The following is a 12,363-nucleotide window of genomic DNA, read 5'->3' on the forward strand; positions in this document are numbered from 1 at the left end:
TCCAATATTAGGAGTGAATTGCATGCACACAAAGCAAACCGTTCGTTATATTTGCGAACAGTATCAAAGCGGAAATCACTATTATTATAAACAGGAGCTCATTACTCATGATTCCTGGCAAAATCCTTCTTCTATCCAATGGTCGGCAAGACGTCCGATCACGCGGAAAACCTTTCAAGCTAAAGAAAAAGAAGGGTATAAGACGCTCGTAATAAAAGTAGAGAAAGCGCCTGCAGAAATTCTCTTATTCACGAAGCGAAAGGAGAGCGTTTAAAATAGGGCCGGAAGTGGTATTAACTTTTCAAAAAGGAGGTGGTTCTAATTGAAGACGATTTATCACGTTCAGAGCCATCGTGATGAGAAGTGGCAAGTGAAACGAGAAGGAGCTGAACAAGCTACCAAAACGTTTTCTACAAAAGAAGAGGCCTATCAGTTTGGAAGAGAGCTTTGTGATTCTAATAGACCCTCAGAGCTTATCATCCATAAGTTAGACGGTGAAATCGAGGATAAAAGCCTCTATAATGACTAGTAAATTTCGTTCGGGCGTACATATTTTTCAGCTTTTGAATAAATATAGTAGTACTAACTACTACTTTTAGATGAAAGAAGGGAACTGCGATGGATTTTATTAGTCCCTCAGCTGGAAGAGTGACGGTCGAACAAGTTACCGGATTAATCGAGTCATATACGAAAGAAGACCCTAAAGCGACTTATCGCATTGTTATAGGTACTGATTCTCAAACAACACGTAAAACGACGCAATTCGTAACTGCCTTGATCATCCACCGGGTAGGAAAAGGAGCAAGAATCTTCTACCGAAGAGAAAAACACAAACCCATTCATGAATTGCGACATCGTATCTATAAAGAAACTGAAATGAGTCTCGAGCTTATGGAATCGTTAAAGGAAGAAGGAATCGCTGAACTTTTAAAGAAATGGCCGATCGAAATTCATCTTGATGTAGGAAAACAAGGTGAAACGCGTAAGATCATCCAAGAGGTTGTTGGTTGGGTAACAGCAGTAGGGTACATTGCCCGTATTAAACCGTACTCATATGGAGCGAGCAGTGTTGCTGATCGTTATACGAAATCCATAAGTTAAACTGGCCATGCCAGTTTTTTTCTTTGGACAATCCTAATAAATTTGGGGTTATGGCTGGAAAAATATGCACGAACCCTTTAACATTAACCTTACTACCACATTGTGAAAGGAGTGAGGTTATGGCTCGTGAGCAAAAGGTTTATGATCGCTATCAGCGTCCGCTACGAGATTTACGAATCTCTGTAACCGATCGATGTAATTTTCGCTGTCGCTATTGTATGCCAGAGGAAACGTTTGGTCCAGATTACGAATTTTTACCAAAAGCAAGTTTATTGAGTTTTGAGGAAATCACAAGACTTGCGAAGGTATTTGTGGGAATGGGAGTCGAGAAGATCAGACTTACTGGAGGAGAACCCCTCCTTCGAAAAGACTTATCTGTTTTAGTACATATGCTTTCATCGATCGATGGAATAAAAGATATTGCTCTTACAACGAATGCATCTTTACTAAAGAAGCATGCTGTGAGCTTAAAAGAAGCGGGCTTAGATCGTGTCAACGTAAGCCTCGATGCGATTCATGATGAAACGTTCGGGAAGATGAATGGAAGAGGAACAAAGATCAAGCCGGTCCTCGATGGGATACAGGCAGCAACGGATGCTGGCCTCGGAGTAAAGATTAATATGGTCGTACAAAAAGGTGTGAATGACCACGAGATCATCCCGATGGCAGCGTACTTTCGACACAGCGGACATGTCGTGAGGTTCATTGAGTATATGGATGTGGGAAATTCAAACGGGTGGAAATTTGACCATGTCGTAAGCAAAAAAGAGATCGTAGATGCTATTTCTGACCTGTACCCTTTGGAAGAGGTCGAACCTGCTTATTATGGAGAAGTTGCGAATCGTTTCACATACCTCGATGGAGCTGGTGAAATCGGTGTGATTTCTTCTGTAAGTGATTCATTTTGTGCGAATTGCACGCGTGCGAGATTATCAGCGGATGGAGCTCTTTATACCTGTTTATTTTCATCCAAGGGGACAAGTCTTCGAAATCCATTGCGAAACGGTGCGACTGACAGTCAGATGGCAGATCTTCTCCATTCCGTTTGGAAGGGACGAGACGACCGCTATTCTGATGAACGAACGGAAGAAGGAGTCGAAAAGCGAGAAAAGATCGAAATGTCCTTCATAGGTGGGTAAAAGAGATGAACAGTAGCAAGAGAAGAATCGTTAGCTATCAGGATGGAACGTTTGTTGAGAAAGAAGATACGATTGCGTTAGAAAAGCCGCTTACGATTAGAGTGAACGGTTTGGAGTTTGCAACGGTTGTGTGTACTCCTGATGATCTTGAGGAATTGGTCATTGGTTTTCTTGCTTCAGAAGGTGTTGTGACATCTCATAAAATGATTGAAGAAATGCTTTTCAACGATGGACAAGGAATAGTGAATGTGAAAGCTAAAACGAACGTTTCGCTTGAAACAAAGGCATATACAAAAAGAAAAATCAGTTCATGTTGCGGAAAGAGTCGACATTTTTATTTTGAAAGTGATTCGAAAACTGCTAGAACGATCATGAACGCGCCTACTTTGTCGGCTGAAGATTGTATAAAGTACATGAGCACGTTACAAGATGAATCTTCGACCTTTCATTCCACTGGTGGTGTTCATAATGCTGCTCTTTTTAACCGTGAAGAAATGATTGCGATTCGAACAGACATCGGTCGTCACAATGCGTTAGATAAAATATATGGATATATGCTTCAGAATGAGGTGCCACCGTCTCAATTAGCAGTAGCCTTCAGCGGACGGATTTCGTCAGAGGTCGTAATAAAACTATCCAAAATGGGAATCGGAGTTCTCTTATCTAAATCTGCACCTACAGATCTCGCTTTACGTCTTGCAGAAGATTTAGAGATCACAACAGTCGGATTTATAAGACGAGGCGGATTTAACGTTTATACGAGAGCCGACCGAATCAAGCTACGCTCAGAGTAAATTCTGAGCGTTTTTCTATCTGTTTCGCATGTTCTTGTGTGTATCGGCTCATACTACGATACATATAGAGTAATGAAAGGCGGATTGGTGATGGGTTGGACGATTGCTATGCTTCTTTGGGCATTTGGAATATTGTTCGTTGCAAGTCCAAGGGTATTGTTCCATAAACTTGAATTAAAGAAATCAGATACAGCCAATCATTCAAGAGCATCTAGAAACTCTGATCGAGGAGAAAGTATCCTGTTCTTTCTTGAGACGAAAGCACTCGATGCGATACCATGGTGGATCGTGACGCTCTTTTGTGTGTTTACTGGCTTAATCCTCATCGTACTTGGTGTGATCGCACTTGTTTTTTCATACTAAAACGAAACCTTCTCAGCAGATCATTCGTTTAACTAGTAATGTGAAAACAAGGGTAGCCGTTTGGTCTCCCTCTATTAGTGGTATTAATGTATAGAATAGAACGATACAGGGAGACGTAAGGGGTTGGAGTAGATGGAAGTAGAGAAAAGGAAAGAGCGAATATGGCAATTCTATTTTATATTAGTAGCACTGTTATTTGTGAAAACATATGTTGTCTACCGCTTTGAGTTTTCATTAACGATGACCGGGATTGGAGAAGAGCTGTTGTTGTTTATCAATTCACTAGGAGCAATTTCTTTGCTGCTTGGGATCGGCCTTTTTAAGAAACATTCAAAACCAGGGCTGATGTTAGCAGTTTATTTTTTGTTATCTGTGATTTTATATGCAAATGTGCTCTATTACCGGTTTTACATAGATTTTATAACGGTGCCTGTTCTTTTCCAGTTTGGTAACGTAGGTGGATTGAGTCAAAGTACGGTCGAACTGATCAACTGGTATGATCCTTTACTTGTCTTAGATTCGTTCGTATTGTTTTGGCTATTGAAAAAGTGGAAGATTCATGGGACTTCCTTATCTAGCAAGCTAAAGAAGCGAACAGCTTATCTTGCATCGGGAATGTTTCTCGTGACAGCTGTGTTTGCGATTATGCTCCATCCATTACTATTTGAGAAATCCTACGACCGTGAGCTATTCGTGAAGTCGTTAGGAGCTTATACCTATCACGTGTACGACGTAGCTTACCAATCGATCACATCTTTAAATAGCGTTTTCGCGGACGATACAGATATATCTGAAATACAGGACTTTGTAGATAAGAACAGTGTAGACCGGTCTTCTTTCTTCGGTGTTGCAGAAGATAAGAACATTATTCTTATTTCACTTGAGTCCACTCAAGCATTTATGATGGAAGAAGAAGTTGAGGGCAAAGAAGTTATGCCATTCTTGAACAGCTTAAAAGATGAGAGTTTTTACTTTCCGAATTTCTATCACCAGACTGCACAAGGAAAAACGTCAGATGCTGAATTTATGATCGATAATAGTTTGTATCCTCTTGCAGGAGGTTCGGTCTTCGTTAGGAAACCAGAAAACAACTTTCATTCTCTTCCGCTAGTATTGAAGGAGGAAGGGTATACGACGACATCATTCCATGGCAATGACCGCCAGTTTTGGAATCGTGAAGAAATGTATGAAACACTAGGTTATGATCGTTTTTATTCAAAGAAAGATTACGATGTTACAGATGAGAATTCAATCAACTATGGACTGAAGGATATCCCCTTCTTTGAACAGTCTATTCCTTATCTGAAAGAGCTTGAAGAACCTTTCTCAGCAAAATTTCTCACGCTCACAAATCATTTCCCATTCTTGCTAGAAGAAGAAGACACGTATATCCCATTACCAGAGACGAGCCAAAGCGTTGTGAATCGCTATTTTGCAACTGTTCGGTATGAGGATGAATCGATCAAAAAGTTCTTTGAAGACTTAAAAGCAGAAGGGCTTTATGAAGACTCAATCTTTGTTCTGTACGGGGATCATTACGGGTTATCTGAAACGTACAATAACGCGATCGGTGAATACCTCGGTAAAGAAATCGGTCCAGTAGAGCACATTCAGCTTCAAAAAGTACCGTTGATCATCCATATTCCAGGTCAAGAGGGAAAAGTATTTGACACCGTTGGAGGGCAGATTGACCTTAAGCCGACTATCCTTGAACTCCTGGGTGTTGAAGAGGAGAATGGCTTGAATTTTGGTAGAAGTCTCTTAGCACCTGATCGAAAAAACCTTGTGATCTTACGTGACGGAAGTTTTGTGACCCAGGATTATGTGTATACGAAGAACACATGCTACAACAAAGAAACGGGAGAGAAAACGAATCGAAACAAATGTGCAAGACACTTCGAACACGTACAAGATGAGCTAGATTATTCTGATCGCGTGATTTACGGCGATCTTCTCCGATTTATGAAGTAAGATGATGTAAAAAGGTTACCAATCGTGGTAACCTTTTTAATAGGACTAAAGGTAAGGAGTTTGAGTGTATGGATATTCAACGTTTGCAAATACTTGCTGAAGTAATTCGAGAATACAAAACAGCGATTCATATGGATCAAAGGAAGGATGAGATCGGTAGTGAAGTTCTTGAAATCATTATGAACTCACAAGATCTTGTACTATATGGTCATGTGAAGAGAGCGAAAGAGATCGACCGCTTTCCTGGTGAGGCGATCAAGCACCTCGACGAAGCTACCGCATATCTCCATGACAAGATCGATGAGCAAATGCGTCATCATTAGAGTTAAGCTAAGAAAGCACTTCCAGAAAACGGTCGTGCTTTTTATTTTGTGAAAAAAGCGAATACTTAGTATGTTGCAGGAAGTTGTACAATTTGTTGCATTTTGTCGTAAAAAAATGATATATTTTTAACTGTTTAGTATATTAAAGGGGGATTACTAGTATGTCTACGTACATAAAACGATTGGTACCTATGTTTGTTGTAGGACTACTCGTGTTAGCGATAAGTGCTTGTTCGAATGACGAACAAAGCGAAGAAACGACTTCAAAGTGGGATGAAATCAAGGAAGAGGGCAAACTTGTCGTTGCAACTTCAGGAACGCTTTACCCAACTTCGTATTATAAAGAAGGTTCTGATGAGATCACTGGGTATGAAGTAGAAGTTGTAAAGGAAATGGCAAAGCGCCTTGAGCTTGAAGTTGAATTTAAGGAAATGGGCTTCGATGGCATGCTGACAAGTCTAAAGTCAGGTCAAGTCGACCTTGCAGCGAATGACATTACAGATACGGAAGAACGTAAAGAAAAGTTTACTTTCTCTGAGCCTGTAAAATATTCTTATGGAACAGCGATCGTTCGTAAAGATGATCTGTCAGGCATCGAATCACTAGACGATCTTGAAGGGAAAATCGCTGCAGGCGCATCTACCACAGTTTATATGGAGATCGCTCGAGAGAATGGTGCTGAAGAGAAAATCTATTCAAATGCTACCAACGAACAATATTTACGAGACGTTTCTACAGGTCGTACGGATATCATTTTAAATGATTATTACCTTCAAACGCTCGCTTTAGCTGCATTTCCTGAACTAAATATCACGATTCACCCAGACATCAAGTATCTACCAAACAATCAAGCGATCGTGATGAATAAAGGAAATGACGAGCTTTTAGAAAAGGTTAATGAAACGATCAAGGAAATGAAAGAAGACGGTACGCTGAAAGAGATCTCTGCAGAGTTCTTCAACGGTGCAGATGTTTCAGTAGAGCCTGATGTTGATTTTGAGCAGTAGAAGGGTGTTGTAACAAATGGGGAATTTTCAACCTGAAAACCTATTTGATGCAGATCTTGCGATAAGATCGTTTCCCTATGTGATTCAAGGCCTAGGGTTAACCATGTTGATTTCGGTGGTCGGAATGATCGTCGGCCTGATCCTCGGCTTGTTTCTAGCTCTCGGTCGAATGTCGAAGGTCAAAATGTTACGGTGGCCAGCTCGGTTGTACATTTCGTTCATGAGGGGGACACCGATTCTAGTGTTTCTCTATATATTGTACTTTGGACTTCCGATGGCAGGAATTGAGTTTTCGGCCATAACAGCTGCGTTGATCGGATTCAGTTTGAACAGTGCAGCTTACATGGCTGAGATTCAGCGTTCTGCGCTATCTTCGATTGAAAAAGGACAATGGGAAGCATCAACAGCACTCGGAATGTCCTACTGGCGAACGATGAAAGAGGTCATTCTACCTCAAGCAACCAGGATTGCGATCCCTCCTTTATCGAATGTGATGCTAGATTTGATCAAGGCATCCTCTCTAGCGGCCGTTATTACAGTGCCAGAGCTGCTCCATCATGCTCAAAGAGTCGGAGGGCGCGAGTTCGATTTCATGACACTTTATATTTTGGTTGCCTTCATTTATTGGGGTGTTTGTGTCGCCGTGTCATTCATACAAGAATTGCTAGAGAAGCGGTATTATTATGTGAACTAAATCCCTGCATTAGCAGGGATTTTCTTTAGAGAAAAGTATCAAAAAATTACCAAAATACTCTTTTCTATGTCGTAAAAGTCATTGAATGTGTGATACCATTTACATAGGAAATTGCCAAACGTGAAGGGAGAACGACACAGCATGAAAAAACAAATAAGTATGCTAGTCCTGTTAGCAGCCCTCTTACTAGCTGCTTGTTCAAACAATGAAGGTGACACGCAAGAGAAAGAAACTTCCGAGAATGATACGGTGTCTATGGAAGAAACGCAAAAACAACTCGAAGCAATGAAGGTTGAAGAAGATAAAATAGTTGCGACTGTTAACGGTGAAGAAATTAAAGGGAAAGACTACAATTCAATGTTGATGCAAACCCAACTACGTTATACGATGGAAGGAAAAGACCCTTCTGAAAGTGAAACTGCCGAGACGATTAAGAATGAAGTGATGGACAACCTGATCGGTCAGGAACTTCTATTGCAACAAGCTAAAGAAGAAGGCTATAAAGCATCTGATAAGGAAGTAGAAACAGAGCTTGAACAAGTGAAGTCACAGTTTCAAAGTGAAGAGCAGTTACAAGAAGCTTTGAAAAAGCAAGGGCTAACACTTGAACAGCTTGAAACTCAATATGAAAACATTGTTGTAGTCGATAAATATGTAGAAGAGAAAATTAACACGCCAGAAGTCACTGAAGAAGAAATGAAGGCATTTTACGATGAGCAGTTTACAAAGGACGCGGACAACCCGCCATCTTATGATGAAATGAAAGACCGAATCAAGAGCTACCTTGAAGAAACAAAGCTTCAAAAAGAAGTTCAAGAGCTTAGAGAAGAGCTGAAAGAAAAAGCAGAAATAGAAGAGATGATCTAGGTCAGCCAACAAGCTGACCTTTTTTTATGAAGCAGGAGGTAATGAAGTGGAGAATGTAATTATAGAAATTCGTGCGTATGTTCAACAAAAGCTTGAAAGTGAAGGGAGCGGCCATGACTGGTCACATATCGATCGTGTAACAAAGTATGCAAAGACGATTGCTGAAGCAGAGGGTGCCGATGGATTCGTTTGTGAAGTGGCCGCACTCGTTCATGATCTTGTTGATGATAAGCTTGGTGATCCTGAAGAAGGGATACGAGAAGTCGAACATCTTTTAAAGAAAGTTAGCACTAAAGAAACAGATCATATCTTAAACATCATCTCCACCATCTCTTTTAAGGGAGGAGGGATGCCGCCAGTTGAGAGCCTTGAAGCAAAAGTTGTGCAGGATGCAGATCGGTTGGACGCTATCGGAGCGATCGGAATTGCACGAACGTTCGTGTACGCTGGATCCAAGGGGGATCAGATGTATGACCCGCACCTTCCACCTAGAGAAGCCATGTCGGTATCAAGTTATCGGAAAGGACGTTCTACAGCAATCAATCATTTTTATGAAAAGCTGTTAAAGCTAAAAGGCACGATGAACACGAAAAAAGGAAAAGAGCTAGCAGAAGAGCGCCACAAATTTATGGAGGCATTTCTTGATCAATTTTATAACGAGTGGGAAGGAAAAGGATGAATAATTGACTCTTACTAGTACAAACTGAAAACAAAAGACGAGAGGATGTTTTTAGTGGATGCAATGAGAGCCAAGCAAATATTAGCTTCAAAAGAAGAGATTCAAGTCCTTCATAACGGAAACCCAGTCTGGTTGACTAGCGTAAACGAGCAGAAGGAAACAGCGAGAATTCATGAAACAGATCGACCAGATCATGAGCATGATGTTTCGCTGTATCAGCTATTTGAACAGTAATCGAGAGCTTCTAGGATCCGGATGACCTGTTCTTAGAATGTCCAGAAAGCTTTAATAGCTATCTACAACTATTATAGTTAGATTACCCGCTTCAACTTCTGGTTTTAAGTTCATTAGAATTAAAGAAAAATCAACTTTAAATGGAAGTTACATGAAGATAGCATAATTAGACGGACAGTTTAAATTGATTTAATTGTATTCTAGCAGGAGTGAAGACCTCTTGACTCCCGTGGTCCAACGGGCGTTCGAGACTCTGAGTGGACCGGTTTTGTCCACTTGGAGGCTCGGGCGTTCGTCCACAGGAAAGCAAGAGGTATTCAAACTCCTGCGGCATAGGGACCACAAAAAGAACCTGTTCACTTGGTTCTTTTTTTATGATCAGGAAGGTATTCATAATATAGTAAGATTGATGTGTTTTGTTCATATAAAGCAATTCTATACTTCAAAATGCATGGATTCCTGTTTTTTGGGGAATAAGACAAATAAGTAATTTAAATGACTTTCTTATAACATTCTTGATAAATAGGTTGCGGCGAAGCTTGTCTAATTTATGCACTATATGCAAAGTAATTAGAAGTTTAGTCGAATGCGTTTTGATTCCACTCACTATTGGGCATAATGGTTATGTGTTCGATTGAGGAGGAATGCAGAATGTATGAGTATGAAGCAATCATCGAGAAGAAACGAAAAGAAATGTTCGATATAGCTGGACGGTATGGATTTGCTTCTGAAAAAACGATTCGCTGCAGTCAGGAGTTAGACCGGTTGTTAAATGCTCTTATGCAACGCCGGACTACGTAATAAGCGGGTTAGAGAAATTAGAGGTAAATATTTTTCTTCCTGTGTGGGTTAATTAAGGAGGAAATCATCATGAAAATTGACCTTAAAGCAATTCTAAACGAAGAGTTGTTTGATTGGATACAAGAACACCCTAAGCGAAATCAATTAATAGAATCGATCGAAGGCAGTATCTTTCAATCCATCGTACAATTTCGAGAATGCAATGATATTAATTATAATGGGAACGATGATTGGACGTTGTATGCTCTTCGAAATGAACAAATGTGGAAAGACGAAGTTGATCCACTTAACGAATGCAAAAGCCGTTAATTAGACACGGCTTTTTTTGTTGGATTTTTTTAAGAAAAGCAGGATAAAAACCTAATCTTGTAGAAAAGTGTAGGAAGATAATGATTTTACCATAAATTGGGGAGGAAATAATGGTCAAACAGTCAGAGAATATTCTCATAGAAAAACACCAGCTTCATGAGCTACATCGAGAATACGAGAAGTATCTGTCTCTCTTTACCCATTATCCTGGTATGATCTATTCTCTAAACCTCGATGGACTCGTCAAAAATATGAATAAGTTTGGTGAACAGTTTGCTCACAAAAGTGGTGAAACTGTTATTAACAAACATTATACAGAATTTATTATTCATCAAGATCGAGAGGAAGTCGACAAAGCATTTAGAGATACGCTAGCAGGACAGATCACTCAAATTCAAACGACCCTCTTACACGAAGTAAGAGTTACAGTAGATGTGGAGATCATTACGATTCCAGTCTACATAGATAATAAAATTGATGGTGCATTTAGTATCGTACGAGATATTACGTCAGAAAGAGAGACAGCCGTAGCTCTAAGAGAAAGCCAGGAGAAATACAGACTTATTGCTGAACATACTTCAGAGCTCATAAGTTTAGTGAATGTTGAGAGTGATCGTGTGATCTACGCATCTCCCTCCCACGAAACAATTCTTGGTCATCCACCACATTATTACCTGGGTGAATCCATCGAACTCGATGTGTATCCTGATGACCAGAGAAGTATCGTTGATTTATTAAAGGATGATCCACTTGATCACTCACCAGCTGTTGTAGAATTTCGAAGAAAACATGCCGATGGATCGTGGCTATGTCTTGAGGATCGGGCAACCCTTATTCCTGCAGGAGTGGACAGTGAGAGAACACTCGTTGTCGTAACAAGAGATATTACAGAGAAAAAAGAAGCGGAGCGAGAATTAAAGCAGACCCTTAAACAGCTGAAGGATATGAAGTATGCGTTAGACGAAAGTGCGCTCGTATCGATTACAGATAAGCAAGGAAGAATTACATCTGTCAATAACCGGTTTTGTAAAACCTCTGGCTATTCAAAAGAGGAACTGATGGGTAAAGAACATAAGATATTAGATTCAGGGTATCATCCCCCTGCTTTTTTCCATGAGATGGAGAAGAAGATCGCCAATGGAGAAGTTTGGAAAGGTGAAATAAACAATCAAAAGAAAGATGGAGAAATCTTTTGGGTCGATACGACAGTGGTCCCTTTTCTAGATGATAAAGGAGAACCCTATCAATATGTTTATATTCGAAAAGACATAACGAATCGAAAACAAACCGAAGAATTCCTAAGAACATCTGATAAACTCTCGGTCATTGGTGAACTTGCGGCTGGAGTCGCTCATGAAATCAGAAATCCACTCACATCATTGAAGGGGTTTACACAAATTCTTAAATCTAGGCTTTCTGATGAAAGTGATCAAGAATTTATTAAGATCATGATGTCTGAGCTCGATCGAATCAACATGATCGTAAACGAATTTATGGTATTGGCAAGGCCTCAAGCCGTTTCTTTTGAAAAAGCAAATATTCTCGATCTTATTGAGAATGTGCTGACATTAATTGAAACACAGGCGATCTTAAACAATGTACAAATCTACACACGGCTTATTAATACAGCCCCATCCATTACATGCAGTGAAAATCAAATCAAGCAAGTCTTGATCAATGTGATGAAAAATGCGATAGAAGCCATGCCAGACGGTGGGGAAATCGTTGTATCCGTTTATGTGGACTCTAAAGATATTATGATTGAAGTGAAAGATAACGGCACAGGCATACCAGATCATCAATTACCTCATGTAGGCGAACCGTTCTACACAACCAAGAAAAAAGGGAATGGACTTGGACTCATGATCTGTAGAAGAATTATTCAAAACCATCAAGGTGAGCTTACGTTTGAAAGTGAAGAAGGGATCGGAACAACCGTCTGCATCAAACTACCAATAGAGCTGCACAAATAAGCGTCCATGCGGGCGCTTATTTATATGAGAAGAATTCTTTACAAACATAAAGTAAGCGCTTACAATATAAGAAAGATATTTTCTGAATAGTTAAATAAAAGGATGTGT

General features: G+C 40.0%; 16 protein-coding genes. All 16 read left to right on the forward strand.

All coding sequences use genetic code 11. The features are described 5' to 3' along the window. The first annotated feature begins 22 nt into the window (after positions 1–22). The 16 genes from PFZ69_RS13190 to PFZ69_RS13265 all read left to right on the forward strand — a co-directional run bounded on the left by PFZ69_RS13190 (position 23) and on the right by PFZ69_RS13265 (position 12,255). A complete protein-coding gene (locus PFZ69_RS13190; protein WP_270181542.1) occupies positions 23–274 on the forward strand; it encodes a hypothetical protein in 252 nt (83 codons plus the stop codon). 48 nt (positions 275–322) lie between these two features. Beyond that, positions 323–529: a DUF2188 domain-containing protein gene (locus tag PFZ69_RS13195; protein ID WP_270181543.1), complete on the forward strand. Its 207-nt coding sequence runs from the start codon at positions 323–325 to the stop codon at positions 527–529. Positions 530–618: 89 nt separating this feature from the next. Beyond that, positions 619–1,101 (forward strand): ribonuclease H-like YkuK family protein, encoded by a 483-nt coding sequence (locus PFZ69_RS13200; protein ID WP_270181544.1) that lies wholly within the window; start codon positions 619–621, stop codon positions 1,099–1,101. 119 nt (positions 1,102–1,220) lie between these two features. Then, a complete protein-coding gene (gene moaA, locus PFZ69_RS13205) occupies positions 1,221–2,240 on the forward strand; it encodes a GTP 3',8-cyclase MoaA (protein WP_270181545.1) in 1,020 nt (339 codons plus the stop codon). A 5-nt stretch (positions 2,241–2,245) separates the two neighbouring features. Next, positions 2,246–3,034: a formate dehydrogenase accessory sulfurtransferase FdhD gene (gene fdhD, locus PFZ69_RS13210; RefSeq protein WP_270181546.1), complete on the forward strand. Its 789-nt coding sequence runs from the start codon at positions 2,246–2,248 to the stop codon at positions 3,032–3,034. 90 nt (positions 3,035–3,124) lie between these two features. After that, positions 3,125–3,397 carry a hypothetical protein gene (locus tag PFZ69_RS13215; RefSeq protein WP_270181547.1) on the forward strand — a complete coding sequence of 91 codons (273 nt, stop codon included), beginning with the start codon at positions 3,125–3,127 and terminating at the stop codon, positions 3,395–3,397. Positions 3,398–3,529: 132 nt separating this feature from the next. Next, complete coding sequence (locus PFZ69_RS13220) at positions 3,530–5,368, forward strand: LTA synthase family protein (protein ID WP_270181548.1); 1,839 nt, start codon at positions 3,530–3,532, stop codon at positions 5,366–5,368. A 68-nt stretch (positions 5,369–5,436) separates the two neighbouring features. Further along, positions 5,437–5,691: a hypothetical protein gene (locus tag PFZ69_RS13225; RefSeq protein WP_270181549.1), complete on the forward strand. Its 255-nt coding sequence runs from the start codon at positions 5,437–5,439 to the stop codon at positions 5,689–5,691. Between the two features lie 161 nt (positions 5,692–5,852). Further along, on the forward strand, positions 5,853–6,698 hold the full coding sequence (locus PFZ69_RS13230; protein WP_442865160.1) for a transporter substrate-binding domain-containing protein: 846 nt from the start codon (positions 5,853–5,855) through the stop codon (positions 6,696–6,698). 16 nt (positions 6,699–6,714) lie between these two features. After that, positions 6,715–7,392, forward strand: a complete 678-nt coding sequence (locus tag PFZ69_RS13235) for an amino acid ABC transporter permease (protein WP_270181550.1) — start codon at positions 6,715–6,717, stop codon at positions 7,390–7,392. 141 nt (positions 7,393–7,533) lie between these two features. Continuing rightward, a complete protein-coding gene (locus PFZ69_RS13240; protein WP_270181551.1) occupies positions 7,534–8,259 on the forward strand; it encodes a SurA N-terminal domain-containing protein in 726 nt (241 codons plus the stop codon). 46 nt (positions 8,260–8,305) lie between these two features. After that, the gene (locus PFZ69_RS13245) at positions 8,306–8,938 is read left to right on the forward strand and encodes an HD domain-containing protein (RefSeq protein WP_270181552.1); all 633 of its coding nucleotides are present in this window, start codon (positions 8,306–8,308) and stop codon (positions 8,936–8,938) included. Between the two features lie 63 nt (positions 8,939–9,001). After that, positions 9,002–9,172, forward strand: a complete 171-nt coding sequence (locus tag PFZ69_RS13250) for an H-type small acid-soluble spore protein (RefSeq protein ID WP_270182040.1) — start codon at positions 9,002–9,004, stop codon at positions 9,170–9,172. 651 nt (positions 9,173–9,823) lie between these two features. Continuing rightward, positions 9,824–9,973, forward strand: a complete 150-nt coding sequence (locus PFZ69_RS13255; protein ID WP_270181553.1) for an aspartyl-phosphate phosphatase Spo0E family protein — start codon at positions 9,824–9,826, stop codon at positions 9,971–9,973. 69 nt (positions 9,974–10,042) lie between these two features. Further along, entirely contained in the window at positions 10,043–10,282 is a 240-nt protein-coding gene (locus PFZ69_RS13260; RefSeq protein WP_270181554.1) for a hypothetical protein, read from the forward strand. A gap of 110 nt (positions 10,283–10,392) precedes the next feature. Continuing rightward, entirely contained in the window at positions 10,393–12,255 is a 1,863-nt protein-coding gene (locus PFZ69_RS13265; RefSeq protein ID WP_270181555.1) for a PAS domain S-box protein, read from the forward strand. Positions 12,256–12,363 lie beyond the last annotated feature (108 nt).

The organism is Alkalihalobacillus sp. CinArs1 (genome assembly GCF_947387515.1).
Lineage (GTDB): Bacteria > Bacillota > Bacilli > Bacillales > Guptibacillaceae > Guptibacillus.

Coding starts and splice junctions, on each gene's coding strand:
- PFZ69_RS13190 (WP_270181542.1), top strand. CDS start 23: ATGCACACAAAGCAAACCGTTCGTTATATTTGCGAACAGTATCAAAGC.
- PFZ69_RS13200 (WP_270181544.1), top strand. CDS start 619: ATGGATTTTATTAGTCCCTCAGCTGGAAGAGTGACGGTCGAACAAGTT.
- moaA (WP_270181545.1), top strand. CDS start 1,221: ATGGCTCGTGAGCAAAAGGTTTATGATCGCTATCAGCGTCCGCTACGA.
- fdhD (WP_270181546.1), top strand. CDS start 2,246: ATGAACAGTAGCAAGAGAAGAATCGTTAGCTATCAGGATGGAACGTTT.
- PFZ69_RS13215 (WP_270181547.1), top strand. CDS start 3,125: ATGGGTTGGACGATTGCTATGCTTCTTTGGGCATTTGGAATATTGTTC.
- PFZ69_RS13220 (WP_270181548.1), top strand. CDS start 3,530: ATGGAAGTAGAGAAAAGGAAAGAGCGAATATGGCAATTCTATTTTATA.
- PFZ69_RS13225 (WP_270181549.1), top strand. CDS start 5,437: ATGGATATTCAACGTTTGCAAATACTTGCTGAAGTAATTCGAGAATAC.
- PFZ69_RS13230 (WP_442865160.1), top strand. CDS start 5,853: ATGTCTACGTACATAAAACGATTGGTACCTATGTTTGTTGTAGGACTA.
- PFZ69_RS13235 (WP_270181550.1), top strand. CDS start 6,715: ATGGGGAATTTTCAACCTGAAAACCTATTTGATGCAGATCTTGCGATA.
- PFZ69_RS13240 (WP_270181551.1), top strand. CDS start 7,534: ATGAAAAAACAAATAAGTATGCTAGTCCTGTTAGCAGCCCTCTTACTA.
- PFZ69_RS13250 (WP_270182040.1), top strand. CDS start 9,002: ATGAGAGCCAAGCAAATATTAGCTTCAAAAGAAGAGATTCAAGTCCTT.
- PFZ69_RS13255 (WP_270181553.1), top strand. CDS start 9,824: ATGTATGAGTATGAAGCAATCATCGAGAAGAAACGAAAAGAAATGTTC.
- PFZ69_RS13260 (WP_270181554.1), top strand. CDS start 10,043: ATGAAAATTGACCTTAAAGCAATTCTAAACGAAGAGTTGTTTGATTGG.
- PFZ69_RS13265 (WP_270181555.1), top strand. CDS start 10,393: ATGGTCAAACAGTCAGAGAATATTCTCATAGAAAAACACCAGCTTCAT.